Genomic DNA, 23,671 nt, shown 5'->3' on the forward strand with positions numbered 1-23,671 from the left:
GGTCGGGGAAATTAAATTGGCATTTCTAATGTTGATTAACTGCTTTTTGTCTGTGTGTGGCAGGATAGGGCAATATGTCATGGTTAGGATGCTTTCAGCATGTATATGAAGTTGCGGATGAATTTTAGAAATAGCGCTACAAAAAGAAAAGCATTTGCCGTGATATGGCTTATTGGCATTCTTTCCTGTATAGGCGGATTGTTTTGGTATAACGAGTGGCAGTATACCCTACCTACGCCGGTGCCTGCCGGGTATAAAGCGGTTAATAAGGGTGTGAAGATTTCTTTAGATAAGAACGAAATACACCTGAAGCAGAAAAGCAAACCGCTATTTCTCCATTTTTTTAATCCCGATTGCCCGTGTTCGCGCTTTAATATAAAAGCTTTTAAAGAACTGGCATCGCGCTATGGCACACAGGTAGATTTTGCCGTGGTGGTGATTAGCAAAAAGAAGTTTACGCAGCAGCAGATACAGCAGCAATTCTCGCTGCAAATACCGGTTTTGTTTGATACCAGGCTTGCCAGGCGGTGCGGCGTTTATTCTACCCCGCAGGCGGTACTTCTTGGCCGGGACAGCCGGCTGTTTTACCGCGGTAATTATAATAGCAGCCGCTATTGTACACAGGAACGCACCAACTACGCCCGGCAGGCGATAGACGGGTTGCTGGACCAAAAAGAGGTATCATTTGATGAATTAGCCCTACGCTCTTACGGTTGTAGTTTGGCCGCATCTGCTAACTGAAATAATGATGTCTGATCTTTTTATTAGCGAACTAACGGCATTTGGCAGGCGGGTTAACAAACGTTCAGACCGGTTGATCAACGGCTTTCTGCTGATTTATTTCGTGGTGGGCCTTGTACTTGCGCCGCTTTATAACACCTGGTTAATCGCCCTCGGCTGCGGCGGATTATCATTACTGGCTTATTTTTCTATTAAATGGTTGCTGCCCGAATCTGACCTGTACCAGTATGTACTTAGCCTGGTGATGGGCATATTTATGGCGCAGTTTATTTTTCAGATGCACGGACTTTTTGAAATGCACTTTTTTGCATTCATCGGCAGTGCCTTGCTGATCACTTACCAAAAATGGAAGCTGCAGTTGCCCCTGGCTATTTTTGTGGTTATACACCATTCTGCATTTAGCCTGATGCAAAATGCGGGGATAAAGGGCGTATACTTTACGCAGCTGGATTATTTTGAACTGCAGACCTTTTTTATCCATATCACCCTGGCGGTAACCATCTTTTTTATCTCTGGCTTGTGGAGTTACCAGTTTGAAAAGTTAAACCGCTTGCAGATTAAACACAGTCTGCATGCGGCAGACTCGCGCAAAGAAGGGGAATTGCTTACTGAACGGCAAAAGCTGACGGATATTTCGTGGATGCAATCCCACCTGGTAAGGGGGCCGCTGTCCCGGATATTAGGATTGATTCCTTTATTAAAGGAAGCAGAACCGGATGAGGTCCGGGAAATTATTGACTACATCGAAGTGTCTTCCGTTGAACTGGATACCGTGATCCGGACAATTGTCGATCACTCTAAAACAGAATGCGATGCCGAAAATATGATAGCAGATGAGCCCGTCGCCCCGATAGAGGAACTTTAAAAGCCCGGTGCTTCCGAAGGGATTCGAACCCCTGGCTGGTAAAAACCAGTCGGCCACGACTGCCGCATTTACCGCGTTCGCCACATTCGCCACACCTGCCACGTTCGCCAGTCCTGCCATCGCGACCTCTCCCCAAACCAAACGAGAGGGGCTTCTCATTGCAATCGTAATAACACAAAATTCATGAAATCCTCTCCTCTGGAGAGATTTAGGAGAGGTAAAACTAGCGACCTCTCCCCAAACCCCTCTCCGAAAGAGAGGGACTTTAAAAATATCGGTCCGCACGTTTTGACAGTTAGGCCTACGCCTCCTGTTGTGTCTTTGCGAGGCTCACGATGGCTATCGGGAGACGTGGCAATCTCGTAGTGATGTTTTAGAAATTCTAAATTGAACTGTCACCCTGCTTGTCGAAGGGCTCTCGAAGTATGTACGAAGTCAGTGTTTTCATTCCCCTCCCTGGAGGGGGCGGGTAAGGTATGTACGATGGCAGGGGTGGGTTCTTATCCAACTGAATAACCCCTCCCCTAACCCTCCCGAGGGAGGGAAGTTCAAAGAGCGTTATTGCAATCCGCGGTTGGCGGAGAAGAATCTTCAACTTACTTAGCGAAGAAGATTCCTCGTTGCTCTCGGAATGACAAAATGATGAGAGACCCTAAAAAGCGTTGTCTTTGCGAGGCTCCCGATGGCTATCGGGAGACGTGGCAATCTCAAAGATTAAGTCATGCCGAACTTTTCGGCATCTCACAGGATTAGCCAATCACGAGGGATCCTGAAACAAGTTCAGGATAACGTACTAAATAAAAAAGAGTGTTATATAAAGGAATGTCACCCTAAGCTTGTCGAAGGGCTCTCTATGTGTGGTGCGAGCGCAGCGTTTCCATTCCCCTCCCCTGGAGGGGGTGCGTAGGATAGTGCGATGGCAGGGGTGGGTTCTTATCCAACTGAATAACCCCTCCCTAACCCTCCCTAGGGAGGGAAGTTCAAAGAGCGTCATTGCAATCCGCTGTTGGAGGAGAAGAATCTTCAACTTACTTGGCGAAGAAGATTCCTCGTTGCTCTCGGAATGACAAAACGATGAGAGACCCTAAAAAGCGTTGCCATTGCGAGGCTCCCAATGGCTATCGGGAGACGTGGCAATCTCGTAGTAATGTTTTAGAAATTCTAAATTGAACTGTCACCCTGAGCTTGTCGAAGGGCTCTCGAAGTATGATATGCGGGCGCAGCATTTCCATTCCCCTCCCTGGAGGGGGCGGGTAAGGTATGTGCGATGGCAGGGGTGGGTTCTTATCCAACTGAATAACCTCCTCCCTAACCCTCCCAAGGGAGGGAAGTTCAAAAAGCGTCATTGCGATTCGCGGTTGGCGGAGAAGTAATCTCTCGTTAGCAGAATTTACTAATATTAAAGGCTCACGCGAAACGCGTGTGTCAGCATAAAAAAACTAAGCAGCCTTTTTTTCAAATTTGCTTACACTCTCGATTAATTTATCAGCATAATTAAAAATCTCGTCGATAGATTTGATTTCAAACTTTATTTCCTTTTTATTCTCGTCAAGGAGTACCAAATATTTTTTATTATTTAAGTAAAGACGACAAATAGTTTTCCTGTTGTTATCATCCAAAAGCACCGCAAAATAGCTCTGAGCATCTCTATAGGTTATTCTTTTATGATCTATGGTTTTTCTTAAAATAGACTTTACAATCAGAAATCCTTCCATTTCCTCTTCAGTCGTTACGATATTACTTAATGAACTTTCAGGATTTTCTTCAACTAACGTAGTGGCTTCTTGATAGTCTTTCTCCTTCTCTTGATTAAGTGCGGATTTTAAACGCTCATTGATAGTGTCACTTATAAATTGAGTAAACATTCTTTTTACTAACGGAGTAAACTGTTCCTTAACCTTTGCGGTCATGGTGCCAGGATAAACTTGCTTAGAAAAAAAAGTAACGAAATTTTCAGACGGAGAGTTAACTTCCCTTTGTAACAAAGCTTTTAGTTCATTCAAATATTTCAGTTCACTGGCTGTATTAGTTATATTTTCTACATCAAAATAAGATTTGTGAAACTTGCGCAGTTCTACTATTTCAACGTCTTTTATTTCTGTAAGCTTAAATTCAAAAAAAGGCGTACTGTCCATTTTATTTTTCTCTATCAAATCCGTATAAAAGCGATAGACCATACCGTTGGTTAAAAGACCGAATTTGGCTTTAGTTGTATGGAAGTATCTGAACAATTGGGAGTTGTGAGGATCTAAATTTTCCAGATGATGTTTACATTCGATTAAGATTGCAGGCTCACCATCTCGCATGATTGCATAATCTACTTTTTCGCCTTTTTTGATACCTATATCTGCTATAAATTCTGGGTTAACTTCGAATGGATTAAAAACGTCGTAGCCCATAATCTGAATAAAAGGCATTATTAGGGCATTTTTAGTAGCTTCTTCTGTTTGAATTTGAGGTAACATTTTCTCTGCACGTTGAGCAAGTTGCAGAATTTGATCTTTAAAGTCCATTGTAGTAAGTGTTTAGATTGAAATCCTAATCTAAACATAAAAAATAAAAAAGCAAATTGGACGAAATTTATCTGTGTGCTGACGTGTCTTATACAACGTGTGCTTTTTGTATCCAGTTATTCTTAAATTCTGTTAATTCTGATTCGGACACTAAGAGATTGCTTCGTTCCTCGCAATGACGCGCACGTACAGATTCTTCGCTTCGCTCTGAATGACAAAAAAGCGCGTAGGCTAACCGTCAAAACGTGCGGGCCGGTCCAACGGACTCCCTCGGAGGAGTATGGCGTGAATGCCGTTTTAGCTTTTTGACATATGAAAAAAGCGTAAAGAAACGGCAGGGCGGGCTGAAGCGTCGTTTTGACTTGATGTTTGCGCCACTTTGCATCTAAGGTAAAGTGGCTATCTTGTATAAAAGAGATTGCTTAGTTCCTTGCCATGACGCATTGTTATAGAAGCAAGAACCAAGAGACAAGAATCAAGATTCAGATCATCATCGTGAGGGCAGATGCTTCCCGAAACAGGTTCGGGACAGGTTGTTTCGCCCTGAATGACAAAAAAGCGTAGGGTTAACCGTCAAAACGTGCGGGCCGGGATTATGGCGTGAATGCCGTTTTAGCTTTTTGACATATGAAAAAAGCGTAAAGAAACGGCAGAGTGGGCTGAAGCGTCGTTTTGACTTGATGTTTGCGCCACTTTGCATCTAAGGTAAAGTGGCTATATTGCTATAAAGGACCTTACTTCGTTGCTTACAGCAATGACGCATTTTTATAGAAGCAAGATTCAGATCATCATCGTGAGGACAGATGCTTCCCGAAACAGGTTTGGGGCAGGTTGCTTCGCTCTGAATCAACTCCATTTCGAATGTTCAATTTCAAATTTGAAAGGACACACCCCTAACCCCTCTCAAGAGGGGAATTACGGTCTTGCGGACTAAAAACCCACAAAAAAGCCCCGTCTTGCAAAGAGAACGGGGCTCACATTAAATTAACTTATATCACGCACGGGGAGGCATTTCTAATTAATAGGGGCCACCCGTGCTCTTGAGGGGCTAATGTGTCTGCTGATTAACTGCAACCCATAGAGTTACCGCAGTTTAAGCATTTGTAGCAGGTACCGCTGCGCACTGTAGTGTGGCCGCATACGTTACAGGCCGGTGCGTCGCTTTGTACGCCCATGCTTAAGTCTACGCTTAACTGTTTTTTAGCGCCGCCTACACTTACGGTAGAGGCTGCAGCCTGTTCTGCCGCTGGTTTGTAAATGTTATCTGCATCGGCAGGGCCAAACTCGTCATTCTCGAATTGCGGATCGCCTATAATTACATTCTGCTCGGTAATTACGTGTACCAGGTCTGTACGGTTCAGGTATTCGTAACCCAGCATCCTGAAGATGTAGTCGATGATAGAAGTAGCGCTCTTGATGTTTGCGTGGCCCATTACCATACCAGCCGGTTCAAAGCGGGTGAAGGTAAATTTCTCTACATACTCTTCAAGCGGCACACCATACTGTAAACCTACGGATACGGCAATGGCAAAACAGTTCATCAGCGAGCGGAAGGTTGCACCTTCTTTATGCATATCCACGAAGATTTCGCCCAGGGTTCCATCCTCATATTCGCCTGTACGCACGAATACGGTCTGCCCGTCAATGCTGGCTTTCTGCGTAAATCCGCGGCGTTTGTATGGCATGCTCTTCTTCTGCACCACCATAGAAAGCTTACGCATGAAGTTGGTATCTTTAGATTTCTCCATGATGGCCATAGCGGCTTCTAATACCTGGTCTGGGGTAAGGTCGCTCAGTTTCAGCTCGGCTGCTTTGCCCAATACCTCTTCCACTTCTTCCAGTTTATCATCTTCTTCTTTCTTGTCAGACTTGGTAGACAATGGCTGAGAAAGTTTACAACCATCACGGTAAAGTGCATTGGCTTTCAGGCCCAGTTTCCAGGATAGTTCGTAGCAATCTTTAATCTCTTCTACCTTAGCCTCGTTTGGCAGGTTGATGGTTTTAGAGATAGCGCCGGAAAGGAAAGGTTGTGCAGCAGCCATCATTTTAATGTGGCCGTGTGCGTGGATGTAACGCTCGCCTTTAGCACCGCATTTGTTGGCGCAGTCGAATATCGGGTAGTGCTCTTGTTTCAGGTAAGGCGCACCTTCAATGGTCATGGTACCGCAAACGTACTCGTTCGCTTCAGCAATTTGTTTGGTGGTGAAACCTAAAGCACGCAGCAGGTTAAAGTTCATGCTGTTGTACTGCTCGGCAGTGAAGCCTAAACGTTTCAAAGCATCTTCGCCTAAAGTCCACACGTTAAATGCAAAACCAATTTCGAAGGCAGAAACAACGGCTTTATCCAGTTTCTCGATCTCGCTGTTGGTTAAACCTTTACCTTTTAAAGTTTCAGGGTTAATATGCGGAGCGCCGGCCAGGGTAGCAGCACCTTTCGCGTAGTTTACAATAGCTTCTACCTGGTGCTCGTCGTAACCTAAGTTCCTCAGCGCTTCCGGAACCGCCTGGTTAATGATCTTGAAGTAACCACCACCAGAAAGTTTTTTGAATTTCACCAGGGCAAAATCCGGCTCGATACCGGTAGTATCGCAATCCATTACCAGGCCGATAGTACCTGTAGGGGCAATAACGGTGGTTTGTGCATTGCGGTAACCGTGTTTCTCGCCCATTTCAACCGCTTTATCCCAAGCGTTACAAGCAGAAGAAAGCAGGTAATCAGGGCAAATGCTTTGGTCGATACCCGGAGGCAGGATCTCCAGACCTTCGTAGTTCTCGGGCGAGTTATATGCCGCGTAGCGGTGATTGCGCATAACGCGCATCATGTGTTGTTTATTCTCATTATAACGACGGAACGGACCTAATTCGCGGGCCATTTCAGCCGAAGTAGCGTAAGCAGTACCAGTCATGATCGCGGTGATTGCACCACCGATCGCACGGGCTTTGTCGCTGTCGTAAGGGATACCGTTCACCATCAGGGCAGAACCTAAGTTAGCATAACCAAGGCCCAGGGTGCGGTAATCGTAAGAAAGTTCGGCAACCTCTTTAGAAGGGAACTGCGCCATCAGTACAGAAACTTCCAGTACGATGGTCCAGATGCGGCAAGAGTGCTCAAACGCCTTTACATCAAATACGCGGGTATCTTTATCGAAGTAGTGCGCCAGGTTGATAGATGCCAGGTTACATGCGGTGTTATCTAGGAACATGTATTCTGAACATGGGTTAGAAGCGTTGATACGGCCACCTTCGGGGCAGGTATGCCACTCGTTAATGGTGCTGTCATACTGTACGCCAGGGTCGGCACAAGCCCATGCGGCAAAAGCGATATCGTCCCACAGTTTCTGTGCAGAGATAGACTTCATTACCTTACCGCTGCTGCGTGCCGTTAAATCCCAGCTGCTGCCACTGTTTAATGCGTGGAAGAAGGTGTTAGGGATACGGACAGAGTTATTAGAGTTCTGACCCGAAACGGTGCGATAAGCCTCGCCTTCGTAATCAGAAGAGTAACCTGCAGCAATCAGCGCAGCTACTTTTTTCTCTTCTTCTACTTTCCAGTTCACAAATTTCTCGATCTCGGGGTGGTCCAGGTCCAGGCAAACCATTTTAGCGGCGCGGCGTGTAGTACCGCCGGATTTGATGGCACCGGCTGCACGGTCGCCGATTTTCAGGAACGACATCAGGCCTGATGAGTAACCACCGCCAGAAAGTTTTTCGTTCTCGCCACGGATCCTGGAGAAGTTGGTACCAACACCAGAACCATATTTAAAGATACGTGCCTCGCGAACCCAAAGGTCCATGATACCGCCATCGTTCACCAGGTCATCCTCTACAGAAAGGATAAAGCAGGCGTGCGGCTGCGGGCGTTCGTATGCCGAAGTAGATTTGGTTAATTTCTCGGTAACCGGGTCTACATAATAGTGGCCCTGCGGTTTACCGCTGATGCCATATGAGGTATGCAAACCGGTGTTGAACCACTGCGGCGAGTTTGGTGCAGCGCGCTGCGATACCAGGGTATACACAATCTCGTCATAGAAAATGTCTGCATCTTCTTTAGAAGCAAAATAGCCGTAACGCATGCCCCAGTCTTTCCAGCAGTTGGCCATACGGTGGGCAACCTGTTTAATGCTCTTTTCAGAACCGGTAGTGCCATCTGGCTGAGGTACCCCTGCCTTACGGAAATATTTCTGAGCAAGAATGTCGGTAGCTACCTGCGACCACGAAGCCGGAACTTCAACGTCGTTCATCTCGAACACGGCATCACCCGAAGGATTCCGTATGACGGACGAGCGTTTTTCGTATTTAAACATGTCATAAACGTCCACCCCGTCCCTGGTGAAGTGCCTGCTTACTTTAAGCCCTTTCGGGGTAGCAGCTTTTTTAGAAATGTTCTTGCTCATATTTGTCGAATCTTTATACTGTAAAACGTTTTTTTCGTGTTAAGCCCGTGTTATGTTAATGTTTAGAAAAACTTACAGCGGTTTTTATCCAAATTTACTTCGTAAGGTTATAGTAAGGGTTTTGGAGTTTTCAACAGCTGTTTCACAAAATGCCCCTCAATCACGTAAAGGAATTTTATTTTGCTGATTTTTAACAGCTTACCTATGTGGAAAACTATTAATCTTGCTTAATTTAAAGAAATTTTTTCTACTTTGCGAGCCTAAAGGGCATACAAATTGTAATACGCTTTAAACCATTGTTTTAACTAGTGGTCAAAAACATTAATCAAAACACGTAGTCATGAGCTTATTAAGGATTTATTGGGATTATCGCTTCGCCAGGTTAGGCAAGCTGCAGGGAAAGGTTTGCAAGGCAAAAATTTACTAAGCAAACGGTGTGGGAAAACGGGGCTATGGCCTGTCGGTTTTTCAGTCTAAATAGCCGGTACGAAAAAGAAACTTTAACGAAGGGAATGCCAGGATGGTGTTCCCTTTGCTGTTGGGGGCGGGGAGCGAAGAGGCGGTTTAGAGTCAAGACTAAAACATACGTCATTGCGATCCGCCGAGAGGCGGAGAAGCAAACCCCAGCCGTCTTTATACAGATAGAGATTGCTTCGTTCCTCGCAATGACGCTCGCTTAAAGATTTCTTCCGAAATTGGTTTGGGAAAGGTCGATAATCTCACCTCTCCTAAATCCTCTCCAGAGGAGAGGACTTTTGTCGCTCTTCCACGGGACAGTTAGGGAAGGGTTTTTAGGTCTTGTTTCTTGTCTCTTGCTTCCTGTCTCTATTCCAAACGCTACTTTTTCGCTTCGAACGTATAGTAATCGTAGTTAATGATCCAGTGCATGGTTTCACCAGGGGCTACGTTGATTTTTACATACGGTTCGGGGCAATAGGTTGAGGGGTTGGCCCAGAATACCACCTTCTCCATCGGATGGTCACCGGTAATGTGAATGCCTGCACCGGTTTTCAGGTTTTCAATTTTAAAATCATAGTCGGCAGGGGTATCGCCCAAACCGTTTACATGTACGGTCTGCACAAATTCGCGCCCGGATAATTGTTTTAAAAAAGTCAGCTCATGGCCCCGCAGCTTCGCTAATACATCCCAGCCGTCGCCTTCTGCAGTAACCGGCTTGGCAAAGGTTACTTTAATGTTCGGGCCGGTAGGTTCTTGATCAATCACCGGGAAGTTATGGTTATAGGTAAGCGTTTCCATGGTCTTGGTGCCGGTGTTCTTCAGGCTGTGGCTGATCACCATTCGCGCCTGGCCCTTTACCAGTTTCAACGTTTTGGTGTATTCATAAGCATAACCATCAGGCGTGCAGAGGATATGTTTAAATACTACCTCGTCTTTCCGGGCAGTGATCGTCCATTTACCATAGTCCACAATATCATAAGTTCTGAACTGGTTATATTTTTCTTCTACCGGTTTGCGCAGGGCGCCTACACCAATGTTCACAAACGTTTCACCCGCTTTCGCTTCTTCATAGCCTACCGGAAAAAACACTTCGGCCGGACCCAAAATGGCGTCGTTCTCTTTGGGGTTATAATTGCCGAACCACTTGCCGTAAAAGCTATGGCCTTTGTAATCCAGGCTGCTTACAGCGCCAGACCAATCGAAACGCGTAGCGCGGTAATAGCCTTTAATGCTGTCGGGCAGAAGTACTTCTGCTTTGATGAGCCCGTTCGATATACTCGTTTTTGGAACATCTGCCGGTTGGGCAGCAGCGAAGAATGTGGTAAAGCTTAAAATCAGCAGCAGGTATTTTGTCTTCATTGGGTGTTTGATTGTTTTCGGGGTATCAATGCCGGATGCTATCCTTCCGGAGGCAGTTCTTTTACTTATCTATGCTAATATCGTATAATTCCTTGCTTAATTGGTATAAAACACAAATACCGTGTTCTGATACATTTGCTAAAAAACCAACAAATCTAAATTTTCAACAGAACAAGTTATCCGGTTTTTAATTGCGTGCAAGGTAAAATTAAAACCATATGCGACGAAATGAACCGGGTAAATGAAGATATTTTATGCCTGAACAAGCTATACTGAAAGGAATCACTTGGAATCATAGTCGTGGTTTTGTACCCATGGCAGCTACTGCACAACGATTTTCTGAACTTAATCCCGGTGTGGAAATTGTATGGGAGAAACGCTCGTTACAGCAGTTTGCAGATATGTCTATCCAGCAACTGGCCGAACGGTATGATCTGTTAGTGATTGACCACCCCTGGGCCGGCTTTGCAGCAAGTACACGAACCATACTTCCTTTTGATGAATACCTTTCGCCCGGGTTTTTGAAGGACCAGGAACAAAATTCGGTAGGGCAATCTTACGAGAGTTACAATTTTCACGGGCAGCAATGGGCTTTGCCGATTGACGCAGCTACGCCGGTGGCATCCAGCCGTCCGGATATTTTAGGGGCGCACGGAATTTCTTTGCCTTCCACTTTTGACGAAGTGATCGATCTGGCAAAGCGTGGTCTGGTGGCTTGCCCGCTTATTCCTATCGATTCCCTGATGACTTTCTACACTCTCTGCTGTTCTTTGGGGGAAGACCCGTTTTTAACAGAGGAAGAGGTGGTAAGTGCCGAAATTGGGGTTCAGGCTTTACAATTGTATAGGGAGTTGGCGCAACTAGTTGATCCGGCTTGCTTTGATTATAACCCTATCAAGGTATATGAGCGCATGACGAAGACGGACGATATTGCTTACTGCCCGTTCGCTTACGGCTATTCCAACTACTCGCGCGATGGTTATGCCCGCAAGGTGCTGTACTTTCATGACATGGTAACCGCAGACGGAAAAACCAATCTACGTTCTACCCTTGGCGGAACGGGATTAGCAGTGTCGTCAAGCTCAAAATATATCGATATTGCAATGCAGTATGCAGAATATGTAGCCTCGTCCCAATGTCAGCAAGGTTTGTACACAGATAGCGGTGGCCAGCCTGGGCATTTAAGTGCCTGGAAAAGCGAACATACCAACCGCATCAGTCATAATTATTTCAGCAATACGCTGCCTGCTTTGCAACGGGCATTTCTTCGCCCGCGCTATGATGGTTCTATGTATTTTCAGGATCACGGCGGGGATATTGTCCGCAATTACCTCATGAATGGCGGTAAGGAAACCGATGTGCTGGATGAGCTGAATCAACTATACGAGGTTTCGAAAGGAAAAGCTGCACATGCATAAACCGTTAGAAGGATTGTTGGTGCTGGAGTTCAGCCAGTTTATGGCGGGCCCCACGGCAGGACTAAGACTTGCCGACCTGGGTGCGCGCGTAATTAAAATAGAACGCCCGGTAAAAGGCGAGGCGGGAAGGCAGATCGCTATCCGTAATATTTTTGTGAACGGCGATAGCCTGGTGTTTCATACCATCAACCGCAATAAGGAATCTTATGCTGCAGACCTGAAGAACCCCGAAGACCTGGAACGTGTGAAAAAACTGATTGCCCGCGCCGATGTGATCACGCACAACTTCCGCCCCGGGGTAATGGAAAAGATCGGGCTGGATTATGAAGCTGTTAAGTCGATCAATCAGAAAATTATCTATGGTGTAGTCACAGGCTATGGCAGCAAAGGCCCCTGGGCATCGCGTCCGGGTCAGGATCTGTTGATCCAGTCGCTATCCGGTCTCACTTATCTTTCTGATACCGCAGATGCAGGTCCGGTTCCGTTTGGATTGGCTGTTGCGGATATCATGTGCGGAGCGCATTTTGTGCAGGGGATACTGGCCGCATTAATTAAACGTGCTAAAACAAAGCAAAGCGTGCTGGTAGAAGTAAGCTTGCTGGAATCGGTGCTGGACCTGCAGTTCGAAGTGATCACCACCTACCTGAACGATGGCGGTCAGCTGCCGCAACGGAGCAAAATACAAGGCTCGGGTCATGCCTATTTAAGTGCGCCTTACGGTATTTATAAAACTGCCGATGGTTACCTGGCTTTGGCCATGGGTAACCTGCATGATATTGGTTCGGCATTAGGTGTTGATCTATCCCATTATGCTGCGAGTTCTGAATGGTTCGATCATCGCGATGAGATTATGCAGCAATTGGCCCAACGCCTGGAAACTAAAACGACAAAGAATTGGCTTGATCTGTTGGAAGATGAAGATATCTGGTGCGCTGATGTGTTAACCTATGCAGAAAGTTTAAACCATGATGCTTTTCGTGTCCTGGGAATTAAACAACAGGTAAACCTGCCCGATGGAAGCACCTTAAGTACCACCAGTTGCCCTATTCGTATCAACGGAGAGAAATTGTATTCATCAGTAGCTGCGCCGCGCCCGGGTGTGCATACCGCAAAAATTAATCAACAATTTAACCTGGCTGAAGCATGAAACCATTAGCAGATTATTTGGTGGTTGATTTCAGCCAATTCCTTTCGGGACCGTCAGCGGGATTGCGGTTAGCCGACTTGGGGGCACGTGTGATTAAAATAGAACGTCCGGAAACAGGTGATATTTGCAGGCATTTATATACTTCTAATGTGATCATGAATGGCGAATCGTCGGTATTTCATGCCATTAATAGAAATAAAGAAAGCTTTACTGCCGACCTGAAACATGGGCACGACCGCGAGCAGGTTTGGGAACTGCTAAAACAGGCAGATGTAGTGATGCACAACTACCGCCCGGGAGTAATGGAACGATTAGGGTTTGATTACGAGGCGGTAAAAGCTGTTAACCCGACGGTGGTTTACGGCGAGATTTCCGGCTATGGAGGCGAAGGCCCATGGAGTGGAAAACCCGGCCAGGATCTGTTGTTGCAATCGCTGACCGGTTTAACCTGGTTAACCGGAAACGCCGGCGGACCGGTGCCGATGGGCCTTTCTATTATAGATATGCTGGCTGGGACGCACCTGGCACAGGGAATCCTCGCTTGCCTGGTTCGCAGAACAATAAAGGATGAAGGCGCCTTAGTGCAGGTAAGCATGATGCAATCTGCGTACGATCTGCAGTTCGAGGCGGTAACTACTTACTACTACGACGGCCAGTTGCCGCAGCGGTCTGAAAAAAATAATGCGCATGCCTACTTAGGTGCGCCATACGGCGTTTACAAAACAGCCAATGGCTTTATGGCTTTGGCTATGGGTTCTATCCCACAGTTGGGGCAGTTGTTGAAATGTGAAGAACTCCTTTCTTATACCGATGTCGCCTCGGCCTTCCACCAGCGCGACGAGATCAAAGCTATTCTGGCCGCCCACTTACAAACCGATAGTACCGAAAGTTGGCTTAATGTTCTTCAACCTGCCGATATCTGGTGCGCCGAAGTACTTAATTGGGAAGAACTAATGCAGCAGGAAGGCTTTAAGGTATTAGATATGATACAGGAAGTGACAATGCAGGATGGCTTTAAATATCGTACCACCCGTTGCCCCATCCGCATTGATGGCGAGGTGTTTACTTCAGTTAAAGGATCGCCTAAGTTGGGGCAGGATACAGCCGCTATTCTGGACGAATTAAAAGCAAAACAATGAGCAGGGAAAACGTGATCAGGATAGCGGTAAGGAAATTTGGCCCTTTTGAAACTGCCCTTCAAAAGTTGTGGGATAACTATTGTGCCGAAACAGGTTGTACGCTACAGGCTGAAATGGTACCGATGGACCTGGAGTTGCTGTACGAATCGGCGATCGAAAAAAACGGCTTAAAGAACGGCGATTGGGATATTGCCCATATTGTTACCGATTGGCTGTTTGAGGCCTGGACAAAAGGCCACCTCGAAAACCTGCAACCTTATATTGAACAGCAAGCCCCGGAAAGTTATCCGCGGGGATGGAGCGGTTCGTTATTGCAATCGCAGCAGTTTGAAAAAGGCGTGGCAGGTTTGCCTTTCCACGATGGGCCGGAGTGCTTGATTTATCGCCGCGATTTATTTAAAGATCTGCTTGAGCAGGCCAATTATGAAAAGATTTACGGCAAACCTTTGCGCGTTCCACAAACTTGGGACGAGTTTTTAACCGTTGCAAAGTTCTTTACCCGCCCCGGGCAAAACCTTTACGGAACTGTATTTGCCGGTTACCCGGATGGGCATAATACCGTGTTCGATTTTGTATTGCAGCTTTGGACGCGTGGAGGCAGCCTGACAGACGAGAACGGAAATATCAACATCAATACGTCTGCAGCAGCGGAAGGGCTGGAATTCTACCGGCAGGTGATCTCAGACTTAACCGCCGTTCATCCCGGGTCGAAATTATATGAATCTGTCCAGATGGGAATGGCGTTTGCCCGCGGTGAAGTAGCGATGATGGTTAATTGGTTCGGCTTTGCCTCCATGTGCGAAGTGCTGGCCGAATCAGCTGTAAAAGGTAAGGTAGATATCACTAAGCTCCCCGCTAACCCGGGTGCGCCTTCAGCTTCTTTAAACGTGTACTGGCTGTATACCATTGGTTCGGGCAGTAAGCATAAAGAAATAGCGTATGATTTTCTTCGTTATGCCGTTAATCAGAACAACGATAAATTACTGACACTCGAAGGCGGTATCGGTTGCCGCATATCTACCTGGAATGATGCGGAAGTCAACCAACTTATTCCTTACTACCACAAGCTGGAACAGTTGCACCAGGTAGCCCGCTCGCTACCGCAGAAAGATAACTGGGCAGCTATTGCACATATTATAGACGAGGTGGTGGTAAAAGCTACAAATACCACCATCAGCGCCGGACAGTTGTTAGCAGAAGGCCAGCAAAAAATAGATCAGTTAACTACCGCTAAGCAGCATGCAGATACCTTATAAACCTATATTACCGGCTAATCCGCAACCTATTGTAATTATAGGGGCAGGGGGCATTGTTAATGATGCGCACTTGCCGGCTTATCAAAAAGCAGGGTTCGAGGTGTATGGTATTACCAACCGTAACCGCAGCAGGGCCGATGACCTGGCAGCTAAATTTGGTATCCCAAATGTATTTGATACCGTTGCCGATGCTGTAGCAAACGCACCTGCAAACACGGTTTACGATATTACCATTATGCCCGAGAAGTTTGTGGAGACATTAAACCAACTGCCAGACGGTAGTGCGGTGCTGATCCAGAAACCAATGGGCGATTACTTCTGGCAGAGCAAGGAGATACTGGAAGTTTGCCGCCGTAAAAACCTGGTTGCAGCTATTAATTGCCAATTACGTTTTGCTCCTTTTGTAAGCGCCGCCAGATACATGATCGAGCAGGGCATGATTGGTACTTTGTACGATATGGAAGTACGTGTTACATTGGAAACACCCTGGCACCTGTTCCCTTTCGTGATGGTGCATCCGAGGTTAGAAATTCAATATCATAGTATCCATTATATCGACCTGTTGCGGTCATTCCTCGGCGACCCTCATAGCGTGATGGCTAAAACGCTGAAGCATCCGGCAAAGGAATTGTCTTCAAGCCGGTCTACCATTCTATTGGATTACGGTGATACCATGCATGCGGTGATCAATACCAACCATGATCATTCTTTCGGCCCCCATAACCAGGAAAGCTTTATTAAGTGGGAGGGTACCAGGGGCGCGATCAAAGCTCGCATGGGATTACTGATGGACTACCCCCATGGTGTGCCCGATAAGTTTGAGTATTGTATTGTTGAGGAAGGTAAACAGCCGGCGTGGAAAGAACTGCAATTGGAAGGATCCTGGTTCCCCGATGCATTTGTAGGGACGATGGCCAGCCTGATGCGCTATAAATCAGGTGAAACAGACGTGCTGCCAACCAGCGTGGAAGATGTAATTAAAACCATGGCAGTAGTGGAAAGCGCTTACCAATCCAGCGATAATGGAGGTGTAAAATTAGCTGATAAACTAAAAGAGATTAATTAAAGCGACGACTTAAGACATGTATTTCAAATCGACTTTTTTTGAAGATTATACCGTTGGCGATAAAAGAGTAACCCTGGGAAGAACCATCACCGAGACAGATTTTGTGGTACACGCCGGCCATACCGGCGATTTCTTTCCGCATCATCTGGATGAAGAATGGTGCAAAACCCAGCCCTTTAAACAACGTATTGCACACGGCACCATGATCTTTGCTATCGGTATCGGTTTAACGGCTTCAGAAATTAATCCAGAAGCTTTTTCAAAAGGATATGACAAGCTGCGGTTTGTAAAGCCTGTTTTTATCGGCGATACCATTCATTCAGAAGTAACGATAGCCGAAAAAACAGACGCTAAGAAACCGGAGTTTGGAACGGTAACAGAACACGTAGAGGTAATTAACCAGCATGGCGAGGTGGTACTGGTCTGCGATCATTTGCTTATTGCAAAACGGAAGCAATAACGTATTTTCAAAGCCTGTTAAACCAGACGTAAAATTTTAGAGAAGAAATTCATGGCATTAGTTACCGACACCGATTCTGGCCTTGTTGCCGAAACCAACACCAAAGGCAAAAGTTATGTTTTACCGTTCATGCTCATCGTCAGCCTGTTCTTTTTGTGGGGGATGGCCCATAACCTGGATTCCATCCTGATCCCGCACTTAAGAAAAGCCTGTCAGCTGAAAAACTGGCAATCTACATTGATTGATACTTCGGTGTTTATGGCCTACTTCCTGATGGCGATACCTGCCGGTATTTTATTAAAGAAATTCGGCTACAAAAGCAGTATCATCATCGGCCTTTCGCTGTTTGCTTTAGGTGCATTTTTGTTTGTGCCTGCTGCAAATACGCTTAATTATGCCGTGTTTTTAGGTGCTTTGTTTATTATCGGTTGCGGTTTGGCAACGCTGGAAACAGCCGCTAATCCGTATGCTACAGTTTTGGGCGACCCGGCAGGGGCTACCACGCGTATCAATTTGGCTGCCGCCTTTAACGGTTTGGCTACCATTGCCGGGCCGTACCTGGGTACCCTGTTTATTCTATCAGGAAAAGAATATAGTAAAGAGCAACTGGCTGCTATGGCAACCGATGAGCGCGCACATTATTTAATGGGCGAGGCGGCTTCGGTAAAAATGCCCTACATTGTTTTAGGTTGTGTACTGATTGCCGTGGCTTTGCTTTTCAAATTCAGTAACCTGCCAGAGATTAAAAACACCTCTAAAGAACCCACTACAGGCGGTAGTTTTATCGGCGTATTGCGCCACCGGCATTTGCTATGGGCGGTTATTGCCCAGTTCTTTTATGTGGGCGCGCAGGTGTGTGTAACCAGCTTCTTTATCCGTATGGCAAGGCAGGGCGGCCATTTCGACGAGAAAACTGCCGGTACTTACCTTAGCTGGCTTTACGGTGGCTTATTCGTTACCGGAAGGTTTGCCGGTACGTTCCTGTTAAAATACGTCAAATCGAATATACTCCTGTCCATCTATGCAGTGGTGGCCATTTTGCTTTGCCTGGTTGCCATTCTGGGCGATGGTAGTTATGTGATCTATGCACTTGGAGGTGTGGGCTTCTTTATGTCTATTATGTTCCCAACCATTTTTGCACTGGGTGTAGATGGCCTGGGTGATGATACCAAACCAGGTTCATCATGGATCATTATGTCGATTGTTGGCGGCGCTATACTGCCGGTAATTATGGGGCTGATCATTGATAAGAACAATGATAATGTACAGTCGGGCTATATCATTCCGCTGTTATGCTTCGTCGTTATCCTTTATTTCGGCCTCAATGGCTATAAGATCAAAAAACAGCTGATTACTACTTAATATAAAATGGAAAGAGTTACCGGAAGGTATTACATTGAAACACCGCTTGCGGTAGAAAAGGCAGCGCAGGTACTGGTAGGCGAGCAATCCAGCGGTACGTTTGTGGCAGTGCCCGGCGAAACAGAGGAACTGAAGTCACGTTTTGCCGCAAGGGTTGAATCAATTGAATTATTAGAATCGGTAACAGAACCCGCTATCCCGGGGCTAAAAGCTAACGGCAGTTTGTATCACCGGGCAAATATTGAAGTGTCCTGGTCGGTAGAGAACTTTGGTTACAACTTGCCTACGCTTATTTCTACTTTACAGGGTAACTTGTACGAGCTGACGCAGTTTACCGGCCTGAAGCTGATGGATATTCAGTTGCCGGATAACTTCAGCAATTATTACCGCGGGCCTAAGTTCGGGATCGAAGGTTGCCGTACATTAACAGGTGTACAAGGCAGGCCGTTGATCGGTACCATTATTAAGCCGAGCATTGGCCTTACGCCGCAACAAACTGCCGGGCTGGTAAAAACGCTGGCAGAGGCGGGGATTGATTTTGTGAAGGATGATGAACTGATGTCGTCATCGGCAAACTCCGGATTTGAAGACCGGGTTGATGCCATTATGCAGGTAATTAATGCCCATGCAGACAAAACCGGTAAAAAGGTAATGTACGCCTTTAATATCAGCGATGAGTTGGACAGTATGCTGCGCCGGTACGAATACATTTTAAACGCTGGCGGTACCTGTGCCATGCTTAGCTTAAACAGCGTTGGGCTTTCGGGCGTAAAGAAGATTTGCGACCAGGGTGCGCTGGTCATCCACGGGCACCGTAACGGCTGGGGGATGCTTAACAGGCACCCGTTATTGGGGATTGAATTTCCGGCCTATCAGAAACTCTGGCGGTTAAGCGGGGTAGATCAGATCCATGTTAACGGTATTCAGAATAAATTCTGGGAGTCGGATGATTCTGTTGTTCGCTCTATCGAAGCCTGCCTGAAGCCTTTGACTAACGGCACTACGGTTCTGCCGGTGGTGTCGTCCGGGCAATGGGGCGGCCAGGCTTTTGAAACCTACCGTCGTGCACAAACGGTCGACTTGCTCTACATGGCAGGCGGTGGTATTATGGCACATCCCGACGGCCCAACCGGTGGTGTTATCGCTTTACAGCAAGCCTGGAAAGGTGCGGTTGAAGGTTTAACGCTGGAGCAGGCGGCATTGCAGTATCCCGAGTTTGGTAATTCGGTAAAAAAATTCGGTAAAGCGTAAATGGGGCAGCAAGGGTTCTTACTGGCCTATTACGGCGACGATTTTACCGGGTCGACCGATGCGCTCGAATTCCTGAGTCGTGCCGGTATTAACACGGTTCTGTTTCTGGAACCGCCCGGGCCCGAGCAGTTAAAGCGCTTTAACGGTCTGCAGGCGATTGGTGTAGCAGGCATGAGCCGTTCTATGCCGCCGCAGGAAATGGAAGAAGTGCTGACACGCGACTTTACAAAGCTTAAAGACATAGGTGCGCGACACATACATTATAAGGTTTGCTCCACGTTTGATTCCTCGCCAGCCATTGGCAGTATAGGAAAAGCTATTGATGTGGGGGCAAGCGTGTTTCAAAATAAAATTATCCCGCTGCTGGTGGCTGCGCCAGCATTGGGCAGGTACTGTTTATTCGGTAATCTGTTTGCCCGGATGGGTATTGGCAGCACTGGGCAGATCTACCGGCTGGACCGCCACCCGTCTATGAGTAAGCATCCGGTTACTCCGGCCGACGAAAGCGATCTGCCCCTGCATTTGGCAAGGCAGACGTTAAAAAACATCGGGTTGATAGACGTATTACAGTTGGAGCAACCGGTGGATGAGGTCAACGCAGCCGTAAATAATTTATTGAAAGCCGACAACGAGATTATTTTGTTCGACGGCCTGGAAGAAAAGCATCTGACCAAAGTGGGCGAATTGATGGACCGCAATGCAGCGGCTGATCAGCCCTTGTTTTCCGTAGGATCATCCGGAATTGAAATGGCCCTCGGCAGTTATTGGCAGCAAATGCAAGTGATAAAAGATAAACCAGAGTGGCCTGCTATCTCAGCTACAGACTGCATATTAGTGATATCGGGCAGTTGTTCGCCGGTTACGGCACGGCAGATAGAAACCGCACTGGATAATGGTTTTGAAGAAGTGGCGATTGATACGCAGGCGCTGATCGGGGCCGTTCATCCTGGTAACCTGGTGAACTTTTATGCCGATGAAGCATGCGAAGCTATTCAATCCGGTAAAAGCGTAGTGATCCACACCAGTACAGGTAATGATGACGAGCGGGTGGCCGCTGCGTTGGCGGCACTTGCCGGTAAAGGCTTAACCGGGCACCAGATCAGTAAGGAAACGGCCAGGTTATTCGGAACTGCTCTGGGGCAGATTGCCCAAAAAGTGCTTCAGCAAACTACCGTAAAGCGGCTGGTGATTGCAGGCGGCGATACATCTGGCTACGCGGCAAGAGGCCTGGGCATAGAAGCTGTTGAAATGATCGCAACTGTTGTTCCGGGTGCGCCCTTATGCCGCGCTTATTCTACTAATAAAGTGGTAGATGGGCTTGAAGTGAATATCAAAGGCGGCCAGGTGGGCGACGAAAATTATTTTTTAACGGTGTTAAAGGGAAACGATTATAAACCATGAGTAACAAAACATTAGGATTGATCCATACTTCGGCAACGCTGATCCCTGTATTTCAGCAGTTGTGTAAAGAACATTTACCCGGCGTAACCACCTTCAACATTGTAGATGATAGCCTTGTGAAGAATATTATCAGCAGGGGTGGTCTTACACCTGCTATCAGCAAGCGGGTTGCAGATTATGTCGCCTCGGCACAAGATTCAGGTGCAGATTATATTATGGTCACCTGCTCTTCTATAGGTGCGGCTGTTGAAGCCGCGGCGGCAGACGCCAAGGTTCCGGTGCTGCGTGTTGATCAGCCGATGGCAGACGAAGCTGTTAAAATGGGTAAACGTATAGGCGTGATTGCCACTTTAGCAACAACGCTGGAACCGACGAGCGACCTGGTAAAGCGCCGTGCAGAAGTTGCAGGGAAAGAGATAGAATTGGTTGCGAAGCTATGCGAAGGTGCTTTTGATGCCCTGATGAGCGGCGATGCTGCTACCCATGATGCTATTGTAACGGCTGCACTGCGCGAACTGTCGCCACAGGTAGATGTAATTCTGCTGGCGCAGGCTTCTATGGCACGCGTGGTAGATGCGCTTGACGAAGCAGATAAAAAAACGCCTATTGTGGCTAGCCCGCCTACGGCCATTCAGTACCTGGCAACGGTGATGCAATAAAGAATGAAAACGCTGCGTAAATTTTGCCTGCTCATCAGCATTGGATCGGCGCTGGTCTTATCGGCCGGCTTGCTGTTTCAAAAAGCAGATTCATGGCATCCGGCAGCGGTAGCGTTTTGCTTTTTCGGCGCGATAGGCCTGGATGCTGTTCCTTCACTGAAAAATTATCAATACACCGCTTGGATCATCACGGCGGTAGTAGCAGCCATGATCTACCCAACAGCCTTTCTGAAAGTAGGAGGGTTCGACCTGCGTAATAAATGGCTTATCCTGGCGGTAGTGCAAATGGTGATGTTCGGGATGGGTATTCAAATGGGGCTGAAAGATTTTACCGGCCTGGGTAGTACAGGAAAAGGGGTACTGATCGGTCTGGCCTGTCACTTTACCGTGATGCCGTTGATGGGCCTGTTGCTGACTAAAGTTTTTAAGTTCGAGCCGGAGATTGCCGCAGGGGTGATCCTGATCGGCTCTTGCTCCAGCGGACTGGCATCAAACGTAATGGTATACCTTGCCCGTGCCAACCTGGTGCTGTCGGTTACGGTAACGGCAATGGCTACTTTAGCCGCTCCGTTTCTTACACCGGTATTAATGAAGCTGCTGGCCGGAACGCTCATCCAGATCAGATTCATCAGTATGATGATGGAGATCATTAAAATTGTACTGGTACCTATCGGTGCGGCGCTTTTGCATGATTATTTGAAGCATGCCATGCCTGCCAGAAAGCGAATGGTGTACATCCTGGCGATGCTCTGCGTGGCGTATCTGCTTGCGCTCCCTGCCGGGTTGTATCATTGGTATGAAGATCATTTTTCTGCCGCTGCGTTGCAATCGGCAGAGGTATTTGCCTTTCTAACGGGTGCATTTATAGTAGGTGTAGTCTATCATGCGCTTTATCAACTGAAACGAAGTATAGATAGCTTCGTTCCCTATCTTTCCATGGCCGGTATCGTTTACTTTACAGCGGTTACAACAGCCGCCGGGCGCGATAACCTTTTAAATGTTGGTTTGTTGCTGTTCCTTGCTTCGGTGATCCATAATGGCGCAGGATATTTCTTTGGCTACTGGCTTAGTCGTTTGTTTGGTTTAGACAAAAACTCTGCGCGTACAGTAGCTTTTGAGGTAGGGCTACAGAATGGCGGAATGGCATCCGGCCTGGCGGGTACTATGGGAAAATTAGCAACGGTGGGCCTTGCCCCGGCTGTGTTTAGCCCCTGGATGAATATTTCTGGTTCGCTGCTGGCAAATTACTGGCGAAAGCGACCAGTTGAAAATGCTGAATCTGCTGACGCTAATACAAAAGCTGAAAAATAGTTATATCAGGTCTATCAGCCGGGTTTAATCGTCTTATTTCCTTTTCTAAAAATCGCAACATGTTGCCGGTCAGCGCGGGGCAATTGGCTGATGTTAAAGAAATTTCCATTGTTAATTTTATGTTTCCTTTATTTGAATTAAAAAAATAATTACATTGGGTTAAAATTTCCGCCAATTACAGCTGACCAATGAGAGGGTTTAACCTAAAGGAAGATTTTAACTTTGATGAAATTTTTGAAGCCTATAAACACCAGGTTTATATGCAGGTATACGCCATCGCAAAATCTGAATACGCAGCTGAAGAACTTACCCAGGAAATTTTTATCAAACTTTGGCTGAATAAGGATGCGCTGAAAGATGTAAAAAATATGGGCGGCTATATTTATACCATCGTTCGCAATTATTCGCTCAACTACCTACGCAAAGCAGCCAGTGATACCCGCCTGGTGAACGAGTTGCTGAGAACAGCCGTTCCTTGCAGTAATGAACTGGAATCTTTTATAGATGCTTCGGAGTGCAAAAAACTAATCTCGAAAGCCGTTAGTCAGCTTTCACCGCAACGTCAGCTGGTTTATAAACTAAGCCGCGAAGAAGGCTTAAGTTATGATGAGATCGCCGGTAAACTTAACCTGTCAAAAAATACCGTAAAGAACCATTTAGTAGCTGCTTTGAGTTATATTAATGCGTTTTTGGTGAAAAATGATGTTAATCCCACCCTTGTTGCTATTCTTACCCTGAGTTTTATTAAGTTGTTTTAGTCTTTTCTTAATATTGGTTCTTTTTTATTGTGAAAATGATAAGAAATTTCCTTTCTTATCGTAATTTTGTTATTTCCGTATCTTCTTTTACCTCATTTTGGTTGTAAATCGC

17 protein-coding genes are annotated in these 23,671 nt (G+C 46.6%); 14 read left to right on the forward strand and 3 right to left on the reverse strand.

All coding sequences use genetic code 11. The features are described 5' to 3' along the window. Nucleotides 1–117: 117 nt before the first annotated feature. Both MUY27_RS02060 and MUY27_RS02065 read left to right on the forward strand, forming a co-directional pair. Complete coding sequence (locus MUY27_RS02060) at nt 118–741, forward strand: DUF6436 domain-containing protein (RefSeq protein ID WP_245128304.1); 624 nt, start codon at nt 118–120, stop codon at nt 739–741. A 4-nt stretch (nt 742–745) separates the two neighbouring features. Continuing rightward, nucleotides 746–1,606, forward strand: coding sequence for an ATP-binding protein (locus tag MUY27_RS02065; protein ID WP_245128305.1), 861 nt, complete (start codon nt 746–748; stop codon nt 1,604–1,606). A 1,439-nt stretch (nt 1,607–3,045) separates the two neighbouring features. On the opposite strand, the gene MUY27_RS02070 is transcribed toward MUY27_RS02065, so the two are convergent. The 3 genes from MUY27_RS02070 to MUY27_RS02080 form a co-directional block, all read right to left on the reverse strand. After that, the gene (locus MUY27_RS02070) at nt 3,046–4,119 is read right to left on the reverse strand and encodes a type I restriction endonuclease (protein WP_245128306.1); all 1,074 of its coding nucleotides are present in this window, start codon (nt 4,117–4,119) and stop codon (nt 3,046–3,048) included. Nucleotides 4,120–5,183: 1,064 nt separating this feature from the next. Then, nucleotides 5,184–8,513 (reverse strand): vitamin B12-dependent ribonucleotide reductase, encoded by a 3,330-nt coding sequence (locus MUY27_RS02075; RefSeq protein ID WP_245128307.1) that lies wholly within the window; start codon nt 8,511–8,513, stop codon nt 5,184–5,186. A gap of 837 nt (nt 8,514–9,350) precedes the next feature. Next, nucleotides 9,351–10,331, reverse strand: coding sequence for a hypothetical protein (locus tag MUY27_RS02080; RefSeq protein WP_245128308.1), 981 nt, complete (start codon nt 10,329–10,331; stop codon nt 9,351–9,353). Nucleotides 10,332–10,585: 254 nt separating this feature from the next. On the opposite strand from MUY27_RS02080, the gene MUY27_RS02085 reads away from it, so the two are divergent. From MUY27_RS02085 to MUY27_RS02140, 12 genes are all read left to right on the forward strand, one after another. Beyond that, nucleotides 10,586–11,749 (forward strand): ABC transporter substrate-binding protein, encoded by a 1,164-nt coding sequence (locus MUY27_RS02085; protein WP_245128309.1) that lies wholly within the window; start codon nt 10,586–10,588, stop codon nt 11,747–11,749. Further along, a complete protein-coding gene (locus tag MUY27_RS02090) occupies nt 11,742–12,896 on the forward strand; it encodes a CaiB/BaiF CoA transferase family protein (RefSeq protein WP_245128310.1) in 1,155 nt (384 codons plus the stop codon). Before MUY27_RS02085 ends, MUY27_RS02090 begins: the two co-directional genes overlap by 8 nt. Beyond that, on the forward strand, nt 12,893–14,035 hold the full coding sequence (locus tag MUY27_RS02095; protein WP_245128311.1) for a CaiB/BaiF CoA transferase family protein: 1,143 nt from the start codon (nt 12,893–12,895) through the stop codon (nt 14,033–14,035). Before MUY27_RS02090 ends, MUY27_RS02095 begins: the two co-directional genes overlap by 4 nt. After that, complete coding sequence (locus MUY27_RS02100) at nt 14,032–15,291, forward strand: extracellular solute-binding protein (protein WP_245128312.1); 1,260 nt, start codon at nt 14,032–14,034, stop codon at nt 15,289–15,291. The genes MUY27_RS02095 and MUY27_RS02100 overlap by 4 nt, the downstream gene beginning before the upstream one ends. After that, complete coding sequence (locus MUY27_RS02105; protein WP_245128313.1) at nt 15,275–16,357, forward strand: Gfo/Idh/MocA family protein; 1,083 nt, start codon at nt 15,275–15,277, stop codon at nt 16,355–16,357. Before MUY27_RS02100 ends, MUY27_RS02105 begins: the two co-directional genes overlap by 17 nt. Before the next feature lie 16 nt (nt 16,358–16,373). Then, a complete protein-coding gene (locus MUY27_RS02110; RefSeq protein WP_245128314.1) occupies nt 16,374–16,817 on the forward strand; it encodes a MaoC family dehydratase in 444 nt (147 codons plus the stop codon). A gap of 51 nt (nt 16,818–16,868) precedes the next feature. Further along, a complete protein-coding gene (fucP, locus tag MUY27_RS02115; protein WP_245128315.1) occupies nt 16,869–18,179 on the forward strand; it encodes an L-fucose:H+ symporter permease in 1,311 nt (436 codons plus the stop codon). A 6-nt stretch (nt 18,180–18,185) separates the two neighbouring features. Further along, on the forward strand, nt 18,186–19,430 hold the full coding sequence (locus MUY27_RS02120) for a ribulose-bisphosphate carboxylase large subunit family protein (RefSeq protein WP_245128316.1): 1,245 nt from the start codon (nt 18,186–18,188) through the stop codon (nt 19,428–19,430). Next, complete coding sequence (locus MUY27_RS02125; RefSeq protein ID WP_245128317.1) at nt 19,431–20,831, forward strand: four-carbon acid sugar kinase family protein; 1,401 nt, start codon at nt 19,431–19,433, stop codon at nt 20,829–20,831. It abuts the gene before it with no gap. Beyond that, nucleotides 20,828–21,490, forward strand: coding sequence for an aspartate/glutamate racemase family protein (locus MUY27_RS02130; protein WP_245128318.1), 663 nt, complete (start codon nt 20,828–20,830; stop codon nt 21,488–21,490). The genes MUY27_RS02125 and MUY27_RS02130 overlap by 4 nt, the downstream gene beginning before the upstream one ends. A 3-nt stretch (nt 21,491–21,493) precedes the next feature. Beyond that, complete coding sequence (locus tag MUY27_RS02135) at nt 21,494–22,801, forward strand: bile acid:sodium symporter family protein (RefSeq protein ID WP_245128319.1); 1,308 nt, start codon at nt 21,494–21,496, stop codon at nt 22,799–22,801. A gap of 188 nt (nt 22,802–22,989) precedes the next feature. Continuing rightward, nucleotides 22,990–23,559, forward strand: coding sequence for an RNA polymerase sigma-70 factor (locus MUY27_RS02140; RefSeq protein ID WP_245128320.1), 570 nt, complete (start codon nt 22,990–22,992; stop codon nt 23,557–23,559). Nucleotides 23,560–23,671 lie beyond the last annotated feature (112 nt).

It is taken from the genome of Mucilaginibacter straminoryzae, from assembly GCF_022953055.1.
Lineage (GTDB): Bacteria > Bacteroidota > Bacteroidia > Sphingobacteriales > Sphingobacteriaceae > Mucilaginibacter > Mucilaginibacter straminoryzae.